A 20,378-nucleotide genomic window follows, 5' to 3' on the forward strand; every position below is an offset into this window, starting at 1 on the left:
ACTGTCGAGAGACCGATATTGTAATGCCTGCGTTTGTGTGACTGCCAGATCCCGATACTACCGCGAATGGCTTAACAAAAGCTGAAGCACAGTCGTTGTGCATGGTTTTAAGGCCGGGGTTACAGGTATAATTGCCGCAATTTTCTGCAATTTACACGGGTTTAGCATGTTGGATAAGGTTTCTGTCAAAGAGTATATGGCCCAGGTGGGTATCGACGCGCGCGCCGCCTCGCGATCCCTGGCCGCTACTAGCACCGGGGTAAAAAACGAAGCCCTGCTGGCAATGGCGCGCGAGCTGGATGCGCACCGCGAACATTTGATGGCCGAAAACGAAAAAGATCTGGCCGCAGGCCGGGCCAATGGCCTGGACGATGCGCTGGTCGATCGCCTGGCGCTCAAGCCTAAAACCATCGACGGCATGATCGAAGGCCTGCGTCAGGTAGCGGCGCTGCCTGACCCCTGTGGTGAAATTACTGATATGAGCTATCGTCCCAGCGGCATTCAGGTGGGGAAGATGCGCGTGCCTTTGGGGGTGGTAGGAATTATTTACGAGTCTCGCCCCAATGTGACCATTGACGCCGCCAGCTTGTGCTTAAAGTCCGGCAATGCGGCGATTTTGCGCGGTGGCAGCGAGGCGATTCACTCCAACCGTGCAATTGCCGAATGCATTGGTCGCGGTCTGCGCGAGGCGGGGCTGCCAGAGGCTTGCGTGCAAGTGGTACAAACCACCGATCGCGCCGCTGTGGGTGAGATGATCACCATGCCTGAGTATGTGGATGTGATTGTACCGCGCGGTGGCAAAGGGCTGATTGAGCGCATCTCCCGCGAAGCCTCGGTGCCAGTGATTAAACACCTTGATGGGATTTGCCACGTTTACATTGATGCCAAGGCCGATCTCGATAAAGCCTTCGCTATCGCCTTGAACGCCAAGACCCATCGCTACGGTGTGTGTAACGCCATGGAAACGCTATTGGTCGATGAGACCGTTGCCGCCAGCATCCTGCCCCGTTTAGCCGAAGCCTATGGTGCCGAGGGCGTAGAGTTGCGAGGCTGTGAGAAAGCTCGCGCAATTATCGAGGCGGTCGCGGCCAGCGAAGAAGATTGGGCGGCGGAGTATTTAGCACCAGTGCTGGCTATTCGCGTGGTTAGCTCTTTGGATGAGGCGATGGAGCATATTGCCAAATACAGTTCACAGCACACCGAGTCTATCGTTACGGAAGACTACTCACGGGGGCGTCGATTTATTACTGAGGTGGATTCCAGTTCGGTAATGATTAACGCCTCGACCCGATTTGCGGATGGCTTTGAATACGGCCTGGGTGCCGAAATCGGTATTTCCACGGATAAAATTCATGCCCGGGGTCCAGTGGGACTGGAAGGGCTGACTTCGCAAAAATGGATCGTGTTTGGCGACGGCCACATTCGCCACTGATGCGCCGCAAGATTGCTGTTTTTGGCGGTACCTTTAACCCGATTCATCACGGGCATCTGCGCCTGGCTCTGGATCTGGTGCAGCAAGTTGGGTTTGACCAGATGCGCATGGTGCCCTGCCATATTCCCATGCACCGGGAAGACCCCAGTGTTGCCAGTCGCCGCCGTGCGCGCATGGTGGAGCTGGCTATTGCCGACAGCCCAACCCTAACTTTGGATACCCGCGAGCTGGAGCGTGGCAGCGCTTCTTATTCCGTGGACACCCTGGCTGAGCTGCGTGCCGAACAGGGTGAAGATGCCTCTATTGCCCTGATTATGGGACTGGATGCTTACCAGGGGTTAATGCGCTGGCACCGCTGGGACGAGCTGCTGCAATTAGGACACCTAGTGGTGGTGGATCGGCCCGGCTATCAAATGCCCGCCAGCGGTGAGCTGGCGCAGTTTGATCGCGAGCATCGTGCAGCGGTAAAGGTTCTGGATCAGGCCAGTGCGGGTTTTGTGGTGCATTTGGATATTCGCGCTCTGGATATCAGCGCCACTGAAATTCGCACTCTTACTGCACAAGGGTTATCGACCCGATACCTGTTACCGGAAACCGTGCGCCGCTATATTGCTGAGCGCGGACTCTATGGGGCGGGCTGATTGTGTTGACAACATTTTTATTTTTGATTTTACAGATAGGTAACTCATGACCGAGCAAGTAATGCCAATTTTGTTAGAGGCGCTAGACGATTTGAAAGCGAAAGACGTGCAGCAGGTGGATGTGCGCGGTAAAAGCGATGTGATGGATACTCTGCTGATCGCCTCTGGCACCTCCAAGCGCCATGTTAAATCTCTCGCGGGCAACGCCGTTGAAGACGCAAAAAAGGCTGGTTTTCAGCCTCTGGGGGTTGAGGGGCTCGAAGGTGGTGAGTGGGTGCTGGTGGATTTTGGCGATATCGTTTTGCACGTGATGATGCCCGAGACGCGGGAATTTTATGATCTGGAAAAACTCTGGTCGGTGGAACCGGCGGGACGTTCTGCGGACTAATGCGAGTTAAATTGCTGGCGGTAGGCACGCGCATGCCCGCCTGGGTTCAAGAAGGTTACGGCGAATACGCCAAGCGTTTGCCGAAGGGCGATATGCCGGTTGAGCTGGTCGAGTTGCCTTTGGGGGCGCGCGGCAAGAACAGTGATGTTAAGCGCGCGATGGAAAAAGAAGGTGAGGCCATGCTGGCGGCTATCGGCCGCAGTGACCGGGTGATAGCCCTTGAGCTAACAGGCCGCAACTGGAGCACCGAGCAATTGGCGGGCAAGCTCGAAGACTGGCGTATGGACGGACGCGACGTGTGCTTGCTGGTGGGTGGTCCAGACGGTTTGGCCCCAGCGGCACTGGCGCGTGCTGATGAGCGCTGGTCATTGTCGGCACTGACACTGCCGCACCCTATTGTACGGGTGTTATTGATGGAACAGCTGTATCGCGCCTGGACGGTTATTAATCATCATCCCTATCATAAATAACAGCCTTATTGTAAATCTCTATGTCCGAAGCGCGCCAGTTTAAAGATCACCACCGCGAAGCGAGGTTGTTTTTTGGTCGTGCTTTATTTGCCGGGTTGGTGATTACCGTTTTGACCACGCTGTTGGTTGTGCGCTATTACTCACTGCAGGTCACGCACCATGAAGACTACGTCACCCAGTCGGACCGCAACCGGGTACATGTGTTGCCCATTCCGCCGACACGGGGTCTTATTTACGATCGAAACGGTGAGCTGCTAGCCGAAAATCGTGCCAGCTATACGCTCTCTATCGTGCATGAACGAGTGGATGACTTGGGCCGGACTCTCGCGGTATTGGCAGAGCTGGTCAATATTGCCCCTAATGACATCGAAAAGTTTAATGACCAGCTGCGCCAGCGTCGTCGTCCGTTTGATGCGGTGCCGTTGCGCTATAACCTCACCGAAGAAGAAATTGCGCGCTTAGCCGTTAATGAGTTCCGTTTGGATGGGGTCGAGGTACATGCTCAGCTAGTGCGACATTACACGCATGGTGAGCTGTTTGCCCACACCATCGGTTATGTGGGGCGCATCAGTGAGCGCGAGTTAGCGAGCTTTGATGAGCAGGAGTATCAAGCGTACGCCGGTACACACTCAATCGGTAAAAATGGGCTTGAGCGTTCCTACGAGTCGGATTTACTTGGCGAAGTGGGCTATCAGAACGTGGAAACAAATGCCCGGGGTAGGGTGCTGCGTGTGCTGGAAAGCGGCAACCCTAAACCAGGTAAAGACTTGGTGTTACATCTGGATACTTACCTGCAAGAGCAGGCGCTTGCCGCACTTGAGGGGCATCGAGGTGCCGTGGTGGCAATTGATGTAAACACAGGAGGCGTTTTGGCCGCGGTGAGTGCTCCCAGTTTTGATGCCAATCTGTTTGTGACGGGTATCAGCTTTAAAGATTACCGGGAATTGAATCAATCGAGGGATCTACCTCTCTTTAATCGTTTTTTACAGGGGCAGTACCCGCCCGGGTCAACGGTTAAGCCGATTATTGGTATGGCCGGATTGCACTACGATATCGTGACCCCCAGTGACACGGTCTATGACCCGGGGTTTTATCGTTTGGCCAATAGCAGCCGTGTTTACCGAGATTGGAAACGACACGGGCATGGGGCGAAAGTCGATTTAAAACAAGCAATTGCTGAATCTTGCGATACCTACTTTTATGATCTGGGGCATAAAATGGGTATCGATAAAATGCATGCCTTTGGCTATCAGTTTGGTATGGGCGAAAAAACCGGTATTGATGTGCCCAATGAGCGCCGCGGAATATGGCCTTCGAGAGATTGGAAGCGCGGTGCTCGAGGGCAACCGTGGTACCCGGGCGATAATTTAAATGTTGCGATTGGTCAGGGCGATGTGCTCGCCACCCCTATGCAGCTGGCAGTAATGACGGCGACACTCGCCAGTAAAGGCGTGCGCTATAAACCCCACATGGTGGCGAGCGTAGGCGGCCAACCGGTGGAGCCTGAAGTCATGCAAAGTGTCCAAGTGGAAGAGACTCACTGGGATGCAATTCTGGGGGCTATGGAAGAGGTGGTTCATGGCGTGCGAGGCACGGCTCAGCGCATTCGCCGCGGCGCAGACTATCGCATGGCGGGAAAGACAGGCACCGCTCAAGTCGTTGCCATTGCTCAGGGTGAGGAATATGACTCTGAAGCGCTCAGCGAGCGCAACCGCGATCACGCTTTGTTTGTCGGCTTTGCTCCCTTTGAAAACCCTCAAATTGCTGTGGCAGTACTGGTTGAAAATGCCGAATCCGGTTCGGGAGCTGCGGCCCCGGTAGCGCGAAAGGTGTTTGATGCGTGGCTGGCCGACAAGCATCATCAGCATGAAGGGGAGAGCTAGTGCCTCATCAGGATTTTTTACGGCGTTTGCCTGAGTCTGAGCGAGCTTTACGTAAACGTGACCGACTGCAACAGCGCTTGCATATTGATTTTTGGCTTTTATTGCTGCTGTTCATTATCACCATGGGTGGTTTGGGGGTGCTGTTCAGTGCCAGTGATCAGTCGCTGGGTACCCTAAAGCGTCAGGGGATTTACTTTTTTATCGCCTATACAGCGATGTTTATGGTCGCTCAGGTTCCGGTACATTTTATGCGGCGTCTTGCGCCCTGGGCTTATGTGGCGGGCGTTGGTTTGTTGATTGCCGTGATTTTCATCGGCGTTGGGGCCAAGGGCGCCCAGCGCTGGTTGAGCTTGGGAGGCTTTCGTTTCCAACCGTCCGAGTTTATGAAACTCGCCATGCCCATCGCCATTGCCGCTTATTTGGGGCAACGGCATTTACCGCCGGTATTCAAACACGTGTTTTTTACGCTGGTATTGGTGGCAATACCGGTGGTGCTTATCATTAAGCAGCCTGACTTAGGTACCTCGATTTTGGTAGCGGCATCGGGTTTGATGGTGTTATTTTTTGCCGGTTTATCTTGGCGTTATATATTTGTTGCTATCGGTGCCTTACTGGCAAGCTTGTGGCCCCTATGGCATTTCGTGTTGCACGATTACCAGAAAAAACGCGTGCTTACCTTGCTGAATCCGGAAGCTGACCGTTTGGGGGCGGGCTGGAATATTATTCAATCTAAAACGGCGATTGGTTCTGGTGGTGTACCAGGCAAGGGTTGGTTACAGGGTACCCAGTCTCATTTGGACTTTTTGCCGGAAGGGCATACGGATTTTATTATTGCCGTGTTGGCTGAAGAGTTTGGCCTGATCGGGGTGCTGACGTTGCTGGGGCTTTATGTTTTGGTGGTGCTGCGCGGCCTGACCATTGCCATTCGTGCGCAAGACAGCTTTGGGCGCCTCTTGGCTGCCAGCCTTACCCTTACGTTTTTCGTTTACGTGTTTGTCAACGTCGGCATGGTGTCGGGGTTACTGCCGGTGGTGGGGGTGCCCTTGCCGTTGGTGAGTCAGGGCGGTACGTCCATTGTCACCTTGATGACAGGCTTTGGTATATTGATGGCGATTGCCACCGAACCGCGCAAAGTCATTCGCTGAGTAAAATGTGATTCGCTAAGGGGTTAACTTTGAAAATAATAACTCGCGCTTGGCTGCTGCTGGGGTGTTTAACGTGGCTGGCTATGCCGGTATTGGCGGATTATCGAAACAACACGCCTGCGCAGGCTTTTATCGAGAAAATGGTCCTTGAGCACGATTTTGATCGCCTTAGACTCGAAACGCTGTTTTCAAAAGTTGAAAAGCAAGAGCGGATTTTAGAGCTTATTGCTCGCCCAGCCGAAAAAACCAAAAGCTGGGCCGACTATCGCAAGATTTTTATTCAGAATAAACGTATCACCGATGGGGTAAAGTTCTGGCAAGACAATAAAGAAGCACTTGCTCGTGCAGAACAAACGTATGGTGTGCCTGCCGAGTACATTGTTGCCATTATTGGCGTGGAAACTTTATACGGTCGGGTAACCGGATCTTACCGAGTTATGGATGCCTTGAGTACGCTTGCGTTTGACTACCCTCCACGCAGCCCATTTTTTACCAAAGAGCTGGAAAATTATTTATTGTTGATGCGTGAGCACGACAAAGACCCCTTGCTGAATAAAGGTTCTTACGCTGGCGCTATGGGGTACGGCCAGTTTATGCCGTCCAGTTATCGTCATTATGCGGTGGATTTTGATGGTGATAATTGGCCGGATATCTGGAATAACACCACCGATGCCATTGGCAGTGTTGCTAATTACTTTAAGCAGCACGGCTGGCAACGCGGCGCTTTTGTTACCGTACGCGCCAGGCCCTCAGCCGAGGTGGGTGAGCTGCCCAGTCCGATTGCTACACCCGAATACGATGTTAATCATTGGCGCAAAGCGGGTTTTACGCCGGTGCAAGAGGTGCCCGCTGATGCTAACGCGGTCGTCATCCGCTTGGACGGTGCTCTTGGGGATGAGTATTGGCTGAGCTTCACCAATTTTTACGTTATTACCCGCTACAATCGCAGCGCCATGTACGCGATGGCTGTGCATCAATTGGCACAGGCTATTTATCGCGAGGCTGATATAGCGCAAGGAGACCATTGACCGTGACTTCTCACCCAAGCAACCGTTTTACTTTTTATATGCTTTGGCTTGTTGCCGTCGCTTCGCTGGTGTCCTGCTCATCGAATAAACAAACGTCCAGCTCTTCGTCCCGGTACCACATTGAGCAGGATGTCGGGCCGGATAAACCTATTGATATGTCTCATGTTCCCGATGCCGTGCCAAGAGTTGAGCCGCGCACTCGGGCGGGCAATAAAAACCCCTATACCGTACTGGGTAAAACTTACTATCTGATTGAAGACGAAAGTAATTACAAAGAGCGAGGCAGGGCATCTTGGTACGGCAAAAAATTTCATGGGCACAAAACGTCTAATGGTGAAGTTTATGATATGTATGCCATGACCGCCGCCCACAAGACCTTGCCTATTCCTTCTTATGTGCGGGTTACGCATCTGGAAAATGGCCGCAGTGTCGTGGTTCGAGTTAACGACCGGGGGCCGTTTCACGAGGGGCGAATTATCGATCTGAGCTACGCAGCTGCCCAGCGCTTGGGGATTACGCAAACCGGCACCGGTCCGGTAGAGGTGGAAATTATTATTCCGGGGGATACCCCACCGCCGCCGTTAAAGCCAGAAAACCGCCCGGCCAGTCAGGCCAGCGGCATCTATTTGCAGGTAGGGGCTTTCAGCTCCGCCTCAAGCGCGCAGGCGCTAAAAGACAAGGTGGCCGCTGCTACCGACGAGCGAGTATTTATCAGTGAATTTTTAGCGGCTCGGCCACTCTACAGAGTGCGCATAGGCCCCTTAGCTGATCAGCAGGCTGTGAATCGTGTGCGAGCACGATTACCGCAAGCTGGTGTATATTCCAGTCACACCGTGCAAGACTGACGAGTCCCTTTGGGGTAAGATAAATTTTTGTTGTCCACTAACCAGATTAGATAATCCATGTTTGCCAAATTATTTGCTGTATTTGGGGTGTTAGCCCTTGCCGTTTCTACCAACGCTCAACAGGTGCTCATACCTGCCCCCCCTCAACTGGCTGCTAGCGCCTATTTATTGTTAGACGCCGAAACCGGCAAGGTGCTGGTAGAACATAATGCCGATGAACAACTTCCGCCTGCCAGCCTTACTAAAATGATGACCAGTTATATTGTCACCCATGAATTGGAGCAGGGGCGACTGGGAGAACAAGACCTGGTTAATGTGAGTGTTAAAGCCTGGAAGATGGGTGGCTCGAAAATGTTCGTGCGTGAAGGTACCCAGGTTCCGGTAATGGATCTTCTGCGCGGGGTTATCATTCAATCAGGAAATGATGCCAGCGTCGCTTTGGCTGAACATATCGCCGGAGGGGAAGATGCCTTCGCCGATGTAATGAATCAAACGGCCAGCTTACTTGGCATGAACAATACTCATTATGTTAATTCAACTGGCTGGCCTGCCGAGGGACACTTAACTACTGCGCGCGATTTGGCGCTTTTGGCGAAAGCGATCATCGTCGACCATCCGCAGTACTACCCGTTATATGCTGAAAAATATTTCGAATATAACGGTATAAATCAGCCTAACCGCAATCGCTTACTGTTTCGTGATGATTCTGTCGATGGTTTAAAAACCGGGCACACTGAAGCGGCGGGATATTGTTTAGTGGCCTCAGCTAAACGCAGTGATATGCGTTTGATTTCCGTGGTCATGGGAACAAGTAGTGAAAATTCACGTGCCGCTGAAACGCAAAAATTACTGGCTTACGGCTTCCGCTATTTTGAGAATACAACGGTATACCGCGCGGGTGAAGAGTTGGATTCTGGCCGGATTTGGTATGGTACAACGGATCAGGTGGTGCTTACCGTCGCGGACGATATACGCTTGACGGTCCCTCGGGGCAGTCGAGACAGTATAGAGGCAAACCTTAAGCTACCTGAGACCCTCAAAGCGCCCGTAAGCTCTGGTGAGCAACTGGGCACTGTTACTTTGAGTCTCAATGGTGAAGTGCTTGCCGAGGTGCCAGCTGTGGCTGCTGAAGCCGTTGAAGAAGCAGGCTTTTTTGCGCGTTTGATTGACTCTCTTAAGCTGTTTATAAAAGGTTTACTCAGCTAGCGTCTGGTATAATGCGGCCTGGTTTACCGATGACGAGGCCGCATGACTCAGAAAACCCCGCCTAAAATTGAATTCCCTTGCCCCGATTACCCCATCAAAGTGCTCGGCGAAGCGGGTGATGTTTTACAGTCGCTGGTTATTGAAGTAATGACCAAGCATGCTCCAGGGTTTGATCCAGAGCGCATCACCATTAAGGACAGTGGCAAAGGGCGCTGGCAGTCAGTGACTGTCTTTATTACAGCCACAGGGATTGAGCAGCTCGAGGCCATTCATAATGACCTACGGGCGAATCCGGTTACTAAAATCGTTCTCTGATGCAGGCCTCTACTATTTATATTCGGCAACTTGGTATTGCGGATTATGAGACCGTTTGGGCTGCAATGTCCGATTTTACCCGTCAGCGCGACGAGCATACGGCCGATGAAATCTGGGTGGTAGAGCACCCGCCGGTGTTTACTCAGGGGCAAGCGGGTAAACCCGAGCACCTATTGGCCGTAGACGACATTCCTTTAGTCCAATCCGACCGTGGCGGCCAGGTAACCTACCATGGGCCGGGCCAGCTGGTGGTATACCCGCTGCTGAACTTGCGACGATTAAAGCTGGGTGTGCGTGATTTGGTCACTCTGCTTGAGCAGAGCTTGATTGAGCTGTTAGCCAATTACGGTATTAAGGCTAATGCTAAACCGGATGCGCCGGGTGTATATGTGGACGGTGCGAAGATTGCCTCGTTGGGGTTAAGGGTCAGGCGTGGCTGCAGTTTCCATGGTTTAGCGCTTAACGTGGCTATGGATCTCAGTCCTTTTGCTCAGATTAACCCCTGTGGCTATCAGGGGCTGGCTATGGTGGATATGTCCAGATTGATGCCCAAGGCCCCGCCATTTGCGGAGGTTGGTCACAAGCTGACCTCCATTCTTGTACAGAAGTTAGGCGACAAAACCGGTATAATACCCGCCGCTCAACATTCCGTGGGGTGAGATCCACCCCAAAAACTGCGAGTTATCTATGACAACACAGACTCCTGAGATACAACCCGTAAAGCGTACCCGTCGCCACAAGCAAGGGGAAAAGCTGCGCGATGCCGACAAGGTAGAGCGTATTCCGGTCAAAGTTATCGCCACCGATGCGACCGAATCGCCGCGTAAGCCGGATTGGATTCGTGTGCGCGTACCCGCCTCACCCGAGGTGGATCGAATCAAAAAGTTATTGCGCAAAAATGGCCTGTCATCTGTGTGCGAAGAGGCCAACTGCCCCAACCTGGGCGAGTGTTTCTCCGGCGGTACCGCCACATTTATGATTATGGGTGATATCTGTACCCGTCGCTGCCCGTTTTGCGATGTGGGCCACGGTAAGCCCAATCCGCTGGATGAGAAAGAACCTGTGCAACTGGCCGAAGCCATCGCCGAAATGCGCCTTAAGTATGTGGTGATCACCTCGGTGGACCGAGACGATTTACGTGATGGTGGAGCGGGGCATTTCGCCGATTGTATACGCGAGGCCCGCGAGCGTTCGCCGAAGTTGCAGGTGGAAATCTTAACCCCTGACTTTCGCGGTCGCATGGAGCCCGCGTTGGATATCTTAGAAAAAGAAGCCCCGGATGTTTTTAATCACAACCTTGAAACGGTTCCCCGTCTCTATCGACAGGCGCGCCCGGGGGCCAATTACAAGTGGAGTTTAAAGCTGCTGGCGGAATATAAAAAACGCCGGCCGGATGTTCTGACAAAATCCGGTTTAATGGTTGGCTTGGGAGAAACCAAAGAAGAGATCATCGAAGTGATGCGCGACATGCGTGAGCACAACATTGATATGCTCACCATAGGTCAATACTTGCAGCCCTCGAAAGATCATTTGCCGGTAGACCGTTATGTGCACCCTGATGAGTTCGCAGAGTACACCGAACTTGCTGAACAAATGGGTTTTACTCACGCTGCCTGCGGCCCACTGGTTCGCTCCAGTTACCACGCTGACAAGCAGGCCCACGGCGAGGACATTAAGTGGTTTGAGGCCCAAAAGGCCTGAGGCCTGTGAAAGCAGAACTTCCTCTGGATTATCGTGTTGAAGCTTTAGCCAATCATCCCGATTGGCTAAAGCTGGTAGCTCGCTGGCATCACACAGAGTGTTTGCGCCAAGGTCTTAGCAGTCGCTATTCTCGGCGGTTGCACAGGCTGCGGGACCACTCCATCGGGGGGGCGAGTATTCCACAAACCTGGCTGGCCTTCTCTTCTGCACAAGCCGCGCCTGTGGGCTGTATCAGTCTTGTGAGTTATCAGCTTAATGCCTCTGCAGGCACTCCCTCCGCCGAAGTGCCTTTGTGGTTAAGTAACCTATTTGTTGAGCCGGAGTTTCGTCGCCAGGGGTTCGGCGTCGCCTTGATTTCACAGGTCATGCAGTTTGCCCAAGAGTTGGGTCATGACTCGCTCTGGTTGATTGCCAGAGAGTACACGGGCTTTTATGTCCGGCTCGGCTGGCAGGCCGTGCGTCAGGCGAATGTTGCCCGCCAGCGGGTCAATGTAATGAGGCGTAGCTTACCGGGGTGAAAGAGGAGTCCTGGCATTGAGGTACGCTTTAAATTGATCCGCTACATCGGTGAAACACCCGTCCACCTCTAAATCGTGTAAATGATCCCAATCTTCCCGGGTGTTGGCCGTGTAAACCCAGTGTTGATAACCACGCTTATGAATATCTTCGGTAAAGTCTTTGCTCATTAGGTTGATTGAGGTGTTGATAGAGTAGGGTTGCAGGTCATTTGCGCAGGCACCGTAACCAAGGGGTAAGCTCGCTAATAGCATTCCCCGTTTAACCGTCGGCAGTAGGTGTTTACAGGCGTTAAGTTCGTGATGATTAAAACTGGAAATAATGATCTGCTCAAGTGATATACGGGTGTCGTGAGAATAAGCTGTGAGGGTTTTGCACAGCTGGTCGGCACCGCCCCCATTTTTTAATTCGATATTTAACAGGCAGCGGTCCTGCACTAGGTTAAGTAGCTCGTCCAACCCTGCCAAAGGCTCGCCATTTCGATGCCGGATGGCCTCAAGCTGGGGTTTAGTGTGCCCAGTGAGACTCTTCGATGCGCCGCGCCAGATACGATCGTGTGTCATCCAGAAGCGGCCATGAATATACCAAAGGTCGACTTCAATGGCGTCAACTCCCAATTCTAGAGCCGCTTCCACTGCAGCGAGAGTGTTTTCTGGCCGATTTGTGTTGGCCAAACCTCGGTGGGCGATGCAAAGCATATTCACAATTCCAGTTGTGTCGTAAAACAGTCCTGTTAGTATGCGTGTTTTCCGATTCGTTACAAAGGCTTGAGATGCTGTTAAAAATCTTACTGGTGTGCGGCGTTATTGTTTTCTTTTTACTGATCTCACAGTTGGTGGATCGTGTAGTAGGAGAACTGGCGAATAAACGCTCTGTGAGTGAGTACCGCGTAGAATATGTGACCAAAATCACTCGCTTCGCGCTGCTTTTTTGTTCCGTTGCGGTGATCTGCTTATTGTTGGGGTTGGGGTATGGCGATATCTCTCTATTCTTATCTTCTATTTTTGCGGTGGTGGGGATAGCGCTGTTCGCTCAATGGTCCATTCTCAGTAATATTACCGCGAGCGTCATTATCTTCTTCGGCTTTCCCTACCGTGTGGGGGATCGTATACAGGTTCTCGACCCCGATGCCAAACTGTGCGGTGTTATCAGTGAAATCACCATGTTTCATGTGATCGTACGTATGGAGGATGGCAACACGGTCACCTATCCTAATTCTCTCATGCTGCAGCGGGCGGTGCTCAAAGTAGCACCTGGTGCCTTGCCGTTAGAGCGTGATAACGGCGAAGGCTAATGGAACCATAGGCACTATTTTTTGTTTATAAGACTTGCACAATCGCATCCGCTAAATACGGCAGGTTTTGCTGGTTGATGCCTGCCACGTTGATGCGGCTGTTATCTGTCATATAAACACTGAACTGATTTTTGAGAGTGTTAACTTGCTCAACACTCAGCCCGAGAAAGCTAAACATGCCAGCCTCTTGGGCGATAAAGCCAAAGTCACGCTTGTCTTGGCGCTCGTTTAATGCTTTTACTAGCTCCAGTCTCAGCCCCGCAATACGTTCGCGCATATCGGTAAGTTCGCTAAACCATAAGCTGCGCAGCTCTTCGCTGTGATAGACCGTATCGACAATGCTGGCCCCATGAGACGGTGGCATAGAGTACAAACCTCTGGCAATGCTCAATGTCTGGCTCTGTACGGCACCGGCTTGTGATTTGTTGGCGCTGACAATACTTAGGCTGCCAGCTCGCTCGCGGTATAGGCCTAGATTTTTCGAGAACGACATGGCAAGTACCAGTTCAGGCTGTGTCTCAGCCAAGAGCCGCACGCCGTAGGCGTCTTCAGCGATACCGCTGCCAAACCCCTGATAGGCCATATCGATAAATGGTGTAAATCCGCGCTCGCTCGCAAGCTCAGAAAGCTGACGCCACTGGTCATTGCTTAAATCAGCGCCACTGGGGTTATGGCAGCAGGCGTGGAGCAATACCAGGTCATTGGGGCCTGCTGCTTTCAGAGTATTGACCATCGCGTTAAAGTCGATTTTGTGTTTGGCGAAATCGTAGTATGGGTATTCTTTTAGCCGCAGCCCGGCACTTGTCAGTAGGGGTACGTGGTTTGCCCAGGTGGGTGCGCTTACCCAGATGGTGGACTGAGGGTTCGCTTTGGCAATGAGCTCGGCTGCAAGGCGTAACGCACCGCAGCCGCCCGGGGTTTGTACCGTACTCAGGCGCTGTTCTTCTATAACGGAATGCTCGGTACCAAAGGCTAGCTCTGCTGCCGCTCGGTTGGCCCCTTCGATACCTGCTGGAGGGGTATAGGATTTGGTGGTTTGATGCTGAAGCAACTGCTTTTCGGCGGCCGTGACACAATCAAGAACTGGGGTTTCTCCCACTTCTGTTTTATATACCCCTACGCCCAAGTCCACTTTGTTTGAATTGGTATCGCTGCGAAAAGCGGCGCTTAATCCTAGAATAGGGTCGGGTTGTAAAAGAGATAATTGATCGAACATGGGGACTCCCGCAGGCAAACAAAGACAGGCCGGATGATAACAGTAATTTGCCCTTGGCAGTGCTGGTATACTGTTTCCCTTTTTGTCGGAGTCAGCATGTCCAAGTACTGGAGCGAGGTTGTTCGGGGAATTGAGCCCTATGTGCCAGGAGAGCAACCGCAAGTTGAAGGCTTAGTTAAGCTCAATACCAATGAGAGCCCCTATCCGCCGTCACCTAAAGTGGCCCAGGCGATTACTGAAAATGTGATTGATCGTTTGCGTTTTTACCCTGATCCGAATGCGGTAAAGCTGCGTGAATCCATCGCCAATTATTACGGAGTGGCTGTGCAGTCGGTGTTTGCGGGCAATAGCTCTGATGAAGTACTGGCGCAAACGTTTATGGCCTTTTTTCAACAGCCAGAACCAATTCTTTACCCGGATATTACTTACGGCTTCTACCCCGTTTATTGCCAGTTATTCGGTATTGAAGCCAACCCTGTTCCTCTGGCAGAAGACTTTTCTCTGGATTTACAGGCTTATCAACAGTCCAACGGCGGTATTATTTTCCCCAACCCGAATGCGCCCACAGGCTTATTGAGTCAGCTTGAGCAAATTGAAGCCTTATTGCTGGCAAACCCACACTCGGTGGTGGTGGTGGATGAAGCCTATATTGATTTTGGCGGCGAGTCTGCCGTGCCCTTAACCGCCCGCTACAACAATTTGCTGGTGGTTCAAACCTTCTCCAAGTCTCGCGCCTTAGCGGGTTTACGGGTTGGGTTTGCCATTGGCCACCCTGAATTGATTGAAGGCTTGGAAAGGGTCAAGAACTCTTTCAATTCTTACCCGCTCGATGCAATTGCCCAGGCAGCGGCTACCGCCGCCATGGATGACGTGGACTATTTTGTGGCTTGCCGAGATAAAGTGATTGCCACTCGTCAGCGTGTCACTCAGGCGCTTACGAGCAAAGGGTTCACGGTATTACCTTCCAGTGCTAATTTTGTCATGGTAAAACCACCTGGCAGTCTTGGCGCGGCGGATCTCGCCGCTCAGCTAAGAGAGAAAAAGGTACTGGTTAGATATTTTGCTAAGGCTCGTATTAGTGATTACCTGCGCATTAGCATTGGCTCAGACGAAGAGATGGACACGCTTTTGTTCGCATTGGGTGAACTGGGTTTATAATTTTCGAGTAGGTCTGACGATAAACTCTTCCGTTAGACCGCTCCAAGCTAAGCGCTTATACAATGCCTCGTTGCACTGGGTTAAGGTGATATTGCTTGGCTGAGCCTGTTTGCTCTCTTTAAAGAGTAAAAGTATGGCCAAACCCGCCAGGCTCAATCTGTGCACGCCTTTAAAATCAAGCTCAAATTGATGGATGCCGTTGTTAGCTGTCTCCCGAATAAACTTACGCCACAAGGTGAGTGCGGATAGGGTCAGGTCGCCGGCTAAGTAGACTTTAATGCCATGACCATTGTTTATTGGGTGCCAATCCAGCTGAGGCGGACACTTGTCTTGTGGGGTGGCCGTAGCGCGAGGCCTCTTGAGAGGTTTTTTATCGCTGCTAAGCGTTAAGTATTCGTTGCCGATAAATGGTGCGCTGTTTTTCATTATCTTTATTGGCCTGCTGAAGGTTAAAAGTTCTTCAAACTGTATTATTTACAGGCAGTATAAAGGTAAGCTTGGCGTATTTTTAATCCTATTTGTTTCTATCTGGGGTAACTTAAGCGAAAAAAAGAGATAAGGGCCCTTATTTAGAGCTGATGATGACTTTTAATGGTCAATAGTTATTGATCTACTTATTTTTGCTGCAAAACACTCTAGCGCAATTCTGCTCTCAGTCGAAACTTTCGTCATAAAACGAAGATTCTAATAAATCCTAAAGTTCTTACTTGCGTCTCTGGGAGGTTTCTAATAAATTGCGGTTATTAATTTTTTAGGGTGGTGGTCGTCTTGGGTATAAAGGACGCCTGCAAATTCTAGAGGATTGGAGTCACCGAGGTAGCGCTTTTGATATAGCTGTTGCTCACACTTTATGTGCGCCGAAATTCAACTGGACAAGTATGGTACCGAATCATAGCGCAGCTGTATTAATTAAAAAATATCAGCAGCTGTTTAAGCGGTTAAGTTACAAGCAAGTCGCAGAAAAGTTGGTCGGCTTATTGGTGGCGCGTACACATATCCACCGTGCAGCTCTTATTGTCGAACATAGCGATGAGTTATATATAGAAGCAATAGCCTTTCGAGATTCACAAGGAAAAGTGGATATTCACGCTATTTCCGCCCCGCTAAGTCCCTCCCGCAATCTTCCTGGTACGGAGATTGAAGGACTGTATCGCTCATATACTCCTGATAACAGCCTGTTAACTATACCTGTCCAAAATAAGGGCAGCAGCGCATTGCAAATCATTGAAGAGGGAAAAGTTGCTATAGCCGCTTTCTATGTTGAGTCTTCACTGGATGAATCCGAATTGCTCAAAGAGCTGAGTGGAGCTCAGTCTACATGGTTGTTTAGCTCCATAGTGGTGCGTCAATTATTGGATGTGAAGCGATTAGAAGAGCAAGCTGAACGCAATCGAATTACTGAAAAGGCGTTGTGGGCAAATGAAACCTACCTAAACGCCATATTGCGTTATTCACCGGCATTAATCGCTGTTAAAGATTTGGACGGCAATGTTGTGATGGCCAGTGATCACTATAAACAATTGGCGCATATAGGTGACTCTTCACTCATTGGCAAAAACAACGTTGACATCTATCCGTCCGAGTTGGTCGATTCCTTAGCATCTTTGGAGTCCGCGGCACTTGATGCGCGTAAGCCGTTAGAAACCGAAATTGAGCTGCCTCACAAAGATGGCAGCTTCCACACTTATTTGATGGTTAAGTTTCCTCTCAGTGATCGAAATGGCGACCTTTTTGGCGTGTGCACTATTTGCACCGATGTTTCAGATCGAAAACTTGCTGAAAATGCCTTACGTGAACAGCAATCGCGTTTAAATTATTTAGCCTTCCACGATGCGCTTACTACCTTGCCGAATCGTTCTCTATTTTATGACCGTATTAGTCATGGAATTGCCAGAGCGCAGCGCTCAGATAGCAAGCTTGCACTGATGCTACTGGATGTTGATCGTTTTAAAAATATTAACGATAGTCTGGGCCACGATTCGGGTGACTTGTTGTTAAAGTCGATTGCTACACGATTAAATGAAGGTGTCCGGGATATGGATACCGTGGCTCGACTGGGCGGTGATGAATTTGTTGTTCTGCTTGAAGGTGTTCATGATTTAGAGGATGTGCGTTTTGTGGCGAATAAACTGCTCGCTCAAGTCTCACGTCCAGTGGAAATCGTAGGCCATGAAATCTCTATAACGGCAAGTATAGGCATCAGTATTTATCCCACGGACGGTGAGGCGACGGATGAGCTGTTGAAAAATGCGGATATTGCCATGTATAAAGCTAAGGAGGCGGGTAAGAATAACTGCCAGTTTTATGCAAAAGGAATGAGTGCAACAGCGGTAAATTATTTGCTGTTGGAAAATGACTTGCGCCGCGCACTAGAGCAAGAGCAGTTGACTCTGCATTTTCAGCCTCAGATTAATTTGCATACGGGTGAGCTTACCGGAGCGGAAGCCTTAGTGCGATGGCAACACCCTGAACGAGGTTTGGTGTCCCCCGCTCATTTTATTCCTTTAGCGGAAGAGACTGGGCTTATCGTGCCTTTGGGTGAGTGGGTGCTAAAAGCCGCGTGTAAGCAGCAAAAAAGCTGGCTCAACAAAGGGTTTCAAGTACCGCAAATGGCGGTGAATCTTTCTACCCGGCAGTTTCGGCAGCGGGACTTCCCCGGTAAGGTGGCTACAGTACTGCGAGAAACAGAGTTACCTGCCGAGTACCTTGAGCTGGAAATAACTGAGAGCTGTGCGATGGAACATGCCAGTGAAACCATTAATCAGTTAAATCAGCTGAATCAAATGGGATTGCAATTGTCGATCGATGACTTTGGTACCGGGTATTCATCTCTGGCCTACTTAAAACGGTTTCCTATTGATAAATTGAAAATCGACAGTAGTTTTATTCATGACGTGCCGCTGGACCAAAACGATGCCGCTATTGCTAAATCGATCATAGGGCTTGCGCATAATATGCAATTAACAGTGGTGGCTGAAGGGGTCGAGCAGCATCATCAGGCTGAGTGGCTAGCTTCAGAGGGCTGTGATCAAGCCCAGGGTTTTTTATACGCTAAACCAATGCCCGCTGCCCAGTTTGAGGCCTACTTTAATGGAGCCGGTCAATTTGATTTTAGTAGTAACATCGTTTCGTTAAAGGATTTCGCTTAAAGTTTCCTGTCTTAGTTCTCTAAAGATTCATCTTCACCGATAAAAAACGGCTCCTCCTCGTCTTCAGCTGTGCCAAAGGTATCGTGAAAATTTACAACTTGATCGGCAACTTGGTGAATTTGTTTGCTGTAGTTAGCCAGATGAAAAAGTGCCTCACCTTCATGGATTAAAGGCAGGTTTGTTAAACCAATAACAATAGACTCTGCAGGTGCTATCACTGGCACTTGTGTTAGACCTACGGGGTCGGCGATGTAAGCGAGAATGGTGCCTTTTTTGACTCTTGCTCCTAGCCTGACCAAGGCGCGCATCACGCCGCTGCATGGCGCACGTACCCATCGGCTGTCATCGGCAATGGCTACTTCTGGGATTTTCTTGCTGCGATTTTTACGCGCCAGCATACCCAGCTCACGCATAATATTAACCACCCCGCGGGTGCCTGCCCGTATGCTGAATTCATCAAAGCGTAATGCTTCGCCGGCCTCATACAATAAGAGAGGAATCCCTTTTTCTGCTGCCGTTTCACGGAATGAGCCCTCTCGCAGCTTGGCATCTAAAATTACAGGCGAACCAAACGCCATGGCTAGGTCTCGAGTATCGTCGCGGCTTAAATCAACACGGATTTGCGGTAAGTTCGTTCTGTGGCGCGCGCCAGTATGCAGGTCGATGCAATGGCTGCAGTGGCCGAGAATATCGTTGGCTAAGGTGTAGGCCACACGGCCCGCCAAAGAGCCTCTTTGACTGCCAGGAAAGCAGCGGTTTAAGTCGCGGCCGTCCGGTAAATAGCGCGACTGGTTGAGAAAGCCATGCACATTAACAACCGGTATGGCAAGCAGGGTGCCTCGTAACTTGCTTAGTTCTTTAATCCCTAATACCCGGCGAATAATCTCAACGCCATTGATTTCGTCGCCATGTACAGCGGCTGTCAGAAGTAAGCAGGGGCCAGGACGTTTGCCGTTAATAACGTGCACTGTCAGGCCCACGTCCGTATGGGTGTACATCGCGGCGAGAGGAATATCGACGCTTTTACTTTCTCCGGGAGCGATGGTTTCGCCGCCGATAGTGACGCTGGAGTTTACTGTTCGACTCATCCTTTACCTTTGGTGCGATTGCTGTGGGGGCGAGCGTTTTCCTCGATAAATTTTACGATGGCATCTGCAACGTCTTTGCCTGTGGCACCTTCTATACCCTCAAGGCCGGGAGATGAGTTGACTTCCATGGTTAGAGGGCCTCGGGAGGAGCGCAGGATATCAACCCCGGCAATTTTTAGCCCCATGGTTTGTGCCGCTTTGATCGCGGTGCTGCGCTCGTTAGGGCGTAGCTTTATAAGCTGGGCACTGCCACCTCTGTGTAGGTTGGAGCGGAATTCTCCATCGGGTGCGGTACGTTGCATTGCAGCTACCACTTTATTGCCAATAACCAGGCAACGAATATCACTGCCGCCTGCTTCTTTAATAAACTCCTGCACCAAAAACTCAGCTCGAAGCTCCCGAAAAGCTTCAATGACGCTTTCCGCTGCTTTCGCTGTTTCTGCCAACACTACCCCGCGGCCTTGTGTGCCTTCACACAGTTTAACCACCAGCGGGGCTCCGCCCACAAGTTTTATCAGCTCTTTGGTGTTATGAACGTTATGGGCAAAACTGGTGCGTGGCATGCCGATACCCTTGCGTGAGAGTAACTGCAACGCCCGTAGTTTGTCCCGTGAGCGGCCTAAGGCAACGGACTCGGTTAAACAGTAAACCCCCATCATTTCAAATTGGCGAATCACGGCTAAGCCGTAATGGGTTACCGAGGCACCAATGCGCGGAATAACCGCGTCAAAGCCCTCTAACTCTTCGCCTTTGTACCACATGGCAGGCTTGGAGGGGGTGATATCCATATAGCACTTTAGGATGTCAATCACTTGGACTTCATGGCCTCGCGCTTTACAGGCTTCCACCAGACGGCGGGTCGAGTAGAGTTTGCTGTTGCGGGATAAAATTGCAATTTTCATT

21 protein-coding genes are annotated in these 20,378 nt (G+C 51.0%); 16 read left to right on the top strand and 5 right to left on the bottom strand.

Annotated elements, in window-relative coordinates; all coding sequences use genetic code 11:
• Positions 1-166: 166 nt before the first annotated feature.
• The 13 genes from D568_RS0103005 to D568_RS0103065 are packed head-to-tail and all read left to right on the top strand — an operon-like array spanning position 167 to position 11,572.
• Positions 167-1,432 (top strand): glutamate-5-semialdehyde dehydrogenase, encoded by a 1,266-nt coding sequence (locus tag D568_RS0103005; protein WP_026286821.1) that lies wholly within the window; start codon positions 167-169, stop codon positions 1,430-1,432.
• Positions 1,432-2,073 carry a nicotinate-nucleotide adenylyltransferase gene (gene nadD, locus D568_RS0103010; RefSeq protein ID WP_020208089.1) on the top strand — a complete coding sequence of 214 codons (642 nt, stop codon included), beginning with the start codon at positions 1,432-1,434 and terminating at the stop codon, positions 2,071-2,073. The genes D568_RS0103005 and nadD overlap by 1 nt, the downstream gene beginning before the upstream one ends.
• A 46-nt stretch (positions 2,074-2,119) precedes the next feature.
• Entirely contained in the window at positions 2,120-2,461 is a 342-nt protein-coding gene (gene rsfS / locus D568_RS0103015) for a ribosome silencing factor (protein ID WP_020208090.1), read from the top strand.
• Entirely contained in the window at positions 2,461-2,931 is a 471-nt protein-coding gene (gene rlmH, locus D568_RS0103020; RefSeq protein ID WP_020208091.1) for a 23S rRNA (pseudouridine(1915)-N(3))-methyltransferase RlmH, read from the top strand. Before rsfS ends, rlmH begins: the two co-directional genes overlap by 1 nt.
• A 20-nt stretch (positions 2,932-2,951) precedes the next feature.
• Positions 2,952-4,814: a penicillin-binding protein 2 gene (gene mrdA, locus D568_RS0103025; RefSeq protein WP_020208092.1), complete on the top strand. Its 1,863-nt coding sequence runs from the start codon at positions 2,952-2,954 to the stop codon at positions 4,812-4,814.
• Complete coding sequence (rodA, locus tag D568_RS0103030; RefSeq protein ID WP_020208093.1) at positions 4,814-5,959, top strand: rod shape-determining protein RodA; 1,146 nt, start codon at positions 4,814-4,816, stop codon at positions 5,957-5,959. The genes mrdA and rodA overlap by 1 nt, the downstream gene beginning before the upstream one ends.
• A 29-nt stretch (positions 5,960-5,988) precedes the next feature.
• A complete protein-coding gene (mltB, locus tag D568_RS0103035) occupies positions 5,989-6,987 on the top strand; it encodes a lytic murein transglycosylase B (RefSeq protein ID WP_020208094.1) in 999 nt (332 codons plus the stop codon).
• Positions 6,984-7,832, top strand: a complete 849-nt coding sequence (locus D568_RS22100; RefSeq protein WP_020208095.1) for a septal ring lytic transglycosylase RlpA family protein — start codon at positions 6,984-6,986, stop codon at positions 7,830-7,832. Before mltB ends, D568_RS22100 begins: the two co-directional genes overlap by 4 nt.
• Before the next feature lie 57 nt (positions 7,833-7,889).
• A complete protein-coding gene (locus D568_RS0103045; protein WP_020208096.1) occupies positions 7,890-9,038 on the top strand; it encodes a D-alanyl-D-alanine carboxypeptidase family protein in 1,149 nt (382 codons plus the stop codon).
• A 42-nt stretch (positions 9,039-9,080) separates the two neighbouring features.
• Positions 9,081-9,353 carry a YbeD family protein gene (locus D568_RS0103050; RefSeq protein WP_020208097.1) on the top strand — a complete coding sequence of 91 codons (273 nt, stop codon included), beginning with the start codon at positions 9,081-9,083 and terminating at the stop codon, positions 9,351-9,353.
• Positions 9,353-10,012 carry a lipoyl(octanoyl) transferase LipB gene (lipB, locus tag D568_RS0103055; RefSeq protein WP_020208098.1) on the top strand — a complete coding sequence of 220 codons (660 nt, stop codon included), beginning with the start codon at positions 9,353-9,355 and terminating at the stop codon, positions 10,010-10,012. The genes D568_RS0103050 and lipB overlap by 1 nt, the downstream gene beginning before the upstream one ends.
• Before the next feature lie 28 nt (positions 10,013-10,040).
• On the top strand, positions 10,041-11,054 hold the full coding sequence (lipA, locus tag D568_RS0103060; protein WP_020208099.1) for a lipoyl synthase: 1,014 nt from the start codon (positions 10,041-10,043) through the stop codon (positions 11,052-11,054).
• Between the two features lie 5 nt (positions 11,055-11,059).
• Entirely contained in the window at positions 11,060-11,572 is a 513-nt protein-coding gene (locus tag D568_RS0103065; protein WP_020208100.1) for a GNAT family N-acetyltransferase, read from the top strand.
• Here the strand turns inward: D568_RS0103065 and D568_RS19035 are convergent.
• On the bottom strand, positions 11,561-12,268 hold the full coding sequence (locus D568_RS19035; RefSeq protein ID WP_020208101.1) for a glycerophosphodiester phosphodiesterase: 708 nt from the start codon (positions 12,266-12,268) through the stop codon (positions 11,561-11,563). The two genes, D568_RS0103065 and D568_RS19035, sit on opposite strands and share 12 nt — an antisense overlap.
• A 74-nt stretch (positions 12,269-12,342) precedes the next feature.
• On the opposite strand from D568_RS19035, the gene D568_RS0103075 reads away from it, so the two are divergent.
• Positions 12,343-12,864, top strand: a complete 522-nt coding sequence (locus D568_RS0103075) for a mechanosensitive ion channel family protein (protein WP_020208102.1) — start codon at positions 12,343-12,345, stop codon at positions 12,862-12,864.
• Positions 12,865-12,889: 25 nt separating this feature from the next.
• Here the strand turns inward: D568_RS0103075 and D568_RS0103080 are convergent, their stop codons facing one another.
• Positions 12,890-14,080, bottom strand: coding sequence for an amino acid aminotransferase (locus D568_RS0103080; protein ID WP_020208103.1), 1,191 nt, complete (start codon positions 14,078-14,080; stop codon positions 12,890-12,892).
• 96 nt (positions 14,081-14,176) lie between these two features.
• Here D568_RS0103080 and hisC point away from each other — a divergent pair, with 96 nt between their 5' ends.
• A complete protein-coding gene (gene hisC / locus D568_RS0103085) occupies positions 14,177-15,238 on the top strand; it encodes a histidinol-phosphate transaminase (RefSeq protein WP_020208104.1) in 1,062 nt (353 codons plus the stop codon).
• Here the strand turns inward: hisC and D568_RS0103090 are convergent.
• Positions 15,233-15,664 carry an STAS domain-containing protein gene (locus tag D568_RS0103090; RefSeq protein ID WP_020208105.1) on the bottom strand — a complete coding sequence of 144 codons (432 nt, stop codon included), beginning with the start codon at positions 15,662-15,664 and terminating at the stop codon, positions 15,233-15,235. The genes hisC and D568_RS0103090 overlap by 6 nt on opposite strands.
• Positions 15,665-16,116: 452 nt before the next feature.
• On the opposite strand from D568_RS0103090, the gene D568_RS19040 reads away from it, so the two are divergent.
• Positions 16,117-18,387, top strand: a complete 2,271-nt coding sequence (locus tag D568_RS19040; RefSeq protein WP_020208106.1) for a putative bifunctional diguanylate cyclase/phosphodiesterase — start codon at positions 16,117-16,119, stop codon at positions 18,385-18,387.
• An 11-nt stretch (positions 18,388-18,398) separates the two neighbouring features.
• Here the strand turns inward: D568_RS19040 and D568_RS0103100 are convergent, their stop codons facing one another.
• Positions 18,399-19,475 carry a succinylglutamate desuccinylase/aspartoacylase family protein gene (locus tag D568_RS0103100; protein WP_020208107.1) on the bottom strand — a complete coding sequence of 359 codons (1,077 nt, stop codon included), beginning with the start codon at positions 19,473-19,475 and terminating at the stop codon, positions 18,399-18,401.
• Positions 19,472-20,377 (bottom strand): 30S ribosomal protein S6--L-glutamate ligase, encoded by a 906-nt coding sequence (rimK, locus tag D568_RS21980; protein ID WP_020208108.1) that lies wholly within the window; start codon positions 20,375-20,377, stop codon positions 19,472-19,474. The genes D568_RS0103100 and rimK overlap by 4 nt, the downstream gene beginning before the upstream one ends.
• Between the last annotated feature and the right edge of the window lies 1 nt (position 20,378).

Origin of the sequence: Gilvimarinus chinensis DSM 19667, from assembly GCF_000377745.1 — a bacterium.
Classification (GTDB): Bacteria; Pseudomonadota; Gammaproteobacteria; order Pseudomonadales; family Cellvibrionaceae; genus Gilvimarinus; species Gilvimarinus chinensis.